This window comes from Mesorhizobium sp. M5C.F.Ca.IN.020.29.1.1 (assembly GCF_003997375.1).
GTDB lineage: Bacteria > Pseudomonadota > Alphaproteobacteria > Rhizobiales > Rhizobiaceae > Mesorhizobium > Mesorhizobium wenxiniae.
Genome location: NZ_RZSW01000778.1, coordinates 1 through 2,175, shown reverse-complemented (window position 1 = coordinate 2,175; position 2,175 = coordinate 1). Strand labels below are relative to the sequence as shown.

Genomic DNA, 2,175 nt, shown 5'->3' with positions numbered 1-2,175 from the left:
ACCGGAAGGACGACCCTGAAGCTGGCTACGGCGTCGACCATGTCGCCGTCGCCGAGGCGATGGGCTGCAAGGCGGTCCGGGTGCGCAGGCCGGAGGAATTCGCCGGCGCCTTCAAGCAGGCGCAGCGCCTGATGAAGGAGCACCAGGTTCCCGTCGTGCTCGAATTTATCCTCGAACGCGTCACTAACATTTCGATGGGCACCGAAATCGACAAGATCACCGAATTCGAGGAGCTTGCCGAGAGCCACGAGGATGCCCCCACGGCGATCGTCATGCTTGATTAGACTCTACGGAGAAAAAAGAATGCCGCGTTTTTCAGCCAATCTTTCGATGCTCTTTGGCGAGCACGAGTTTCTCGACCGCTTCGAAGCCGCCGCCCACGCCGGCTTCAGAGGTGTCGAATATATCGGCGCCTATGACCATGCGCCGGAGGTGGTTGCGGCGAGGTTGAAGAAGAACGGCCTGACGCAGGTGCTGTTCAACCTGCCAGCCGGCGATTGGGGCAAGGGCGAGCGCGGCATCGCCGTGTTGCCGGATCGCGTTCCCGAGTTCCGGCACGGCGTCGCCAAGGCGATCACCTATGCGCATGCGCTGGGCTGCGAACAGGTCAACTGCCTCGCCGGCATTGCGCCGGAGGGCGTCGACCGGAGTGTGCTGGAAGACGTCTTCGCCGAAAACCTGGCGTTCGCGGCGGAGAAGCTGGAGCAGGCCGGCATCAGGCTGTTGATCGAGCCGATCAACACGCTCGATATTGCCGGCTTCTTCCTGAACTATTCGGATCAGGCTCTGGCGCTCATCGACCGCGTCGGCTCGAAGAACCTGTTCCTGCAATACGATATCTACCACATGCAGATCATGGAGGGGGATCTCGCCCGCACCATTGAGGCAAACCTCGACCGCATTGCGCATATCCAGCTTGCGGACAATCCCGGCCGTCATGAGCCGGGGACGGGCGAGATCAATTTTCCTTTTCTGTACAACCACATCGACAGTATCGGCTATTCCGGCTGGGTCGGGGCGGAATACAAGCCGAAGGCCGGCACGGAAGCCGGACTGGGCTGGTTCAGGAAATTTGCAGGGCAGGGCAGTGCGGCGGCGTAGGGCAGGCCGGGGATTGGCGTAGGGCAGGCCGGGGATTATTGAAACGGAGAACAACAATGGACACCATCGGTTTCATTGGCCTCGGCATCATGGGCGCGCCGATGGCTGGGCATCTGCTCGACGCGGGCTACATCGTCGTTGCCAGCGATCACCGCTCGAAACCGCCGGCCGATCTCGTCGCCAAGGGTCTGAAGACCGTCTCCGGCCACAACGCCGTTGCGAAAACGGCCGATATCATCGTCACCATGGTTCCCGACACGCCTGAGGTGGCCGATGTGCTGTTCGGCGACAACGGCGTCGCTGCCGGGCTGACCGAAGGCAAGCTGGTCATCGACATGAGCTCGATCTCGCCGATCGAGACCAAGGCTTTTGCCAAGAAGATTAACAACTTCGGCTGCGACTATCTCGATGCGCCGGTGTCGGGCGGCGAGGTCGGCGCCAAGGCCGCGTCGCTGACCATTATGGTCGGCGGCGAGGAAAAGGCCTTCGAGCGCGCCAGGCCGGTGTTCGAAAAGATGGGCAAGAACATCACGCTGGTCGGCCCCAATGGCGTCGGCCAGATCACCAAGGTCGCCAACCAGATCGTCGTTGCGTTGACCATTGAAGCGGTCGCCGAAGCGCTTGTTTTTTCATCAAAAGCCGGGGCCGACCCGGCCAAGGTGCGTCAGGCGCTGATGGGCGGGCTCGCCGCATCGCGCATCCTCGAAGTGCATGGCGAACGCATGATCAAGCGCAGCTTTTCGCCGGGGTTTCGCATCGAACTGCACCAGAAGGATCTTAACCTGGCGTTGGAAGGGGCCAAATCGCTCGGCGTTTCGCTGCCCAACACCTCGACGACTCAGCAATTGTTCAACTCCTGCGCGGCCAATGGCGGCGCCAAGGAGGATCACTCGGCGCTGGTCAGGGCGCTGGAGCGGATGGCGGGACATGGGCTAGGGGAGTAGGGGAGTAGGGCAGTAGGGCAGTAGGGCAGTAGGGGGAGGTCAAAATTCGGCATCCGACAAACTGCACTTCCCTACTCCCTCACTGCCCTATTCCCCTACTGCCCTAAAAATTTCCTCGCTGCATAAAGGC

The 2,175-nt window shown here is 61.3% G+C and carries 3 protein-coding genes; all 3 read left to right on the top strand.

Going from position 1 to position 2,175, the window contains the following annotated elements; all coding sequences use genetic code 11:
* The coding region (locus EOA85_RS33420) for a thiamine pyrophosphate-dependent enzyme (RefSeq protein ID WP_245486256.1) at positions 1 to 284 on the top strand (284 nt) is incomplete at its 5' end.
* 19 nt (positions 285 to 303) lie between these two features.
* Complete coding sequence (gene hyi / locus EOA85_RS33415) at positions 304 to 1,101, top strand: hydroxypyruvate isomerase (protein ID WP_127212555.1); 798 nt, start codon at positions 304 to 306, stop codon at positions 1,099 to 1,101.
* A complete protein-coding gene (locus EOA85_RS33410) occupies positions 1,008 to 2,045 on the top strand; it encodes a 2-hydroxy-3-oxopropionate reductase (RefSeq protein WP_348627955.1) in 1,038 nt (345 codons plus the stop codon). The genes hyi and EOA85_RS33410 overlap by 94 nt, the downstream gene beginning before the upstream one ends.
* Positions 2,046 to 2,175 lie beyond the last annotated feature (130 nt).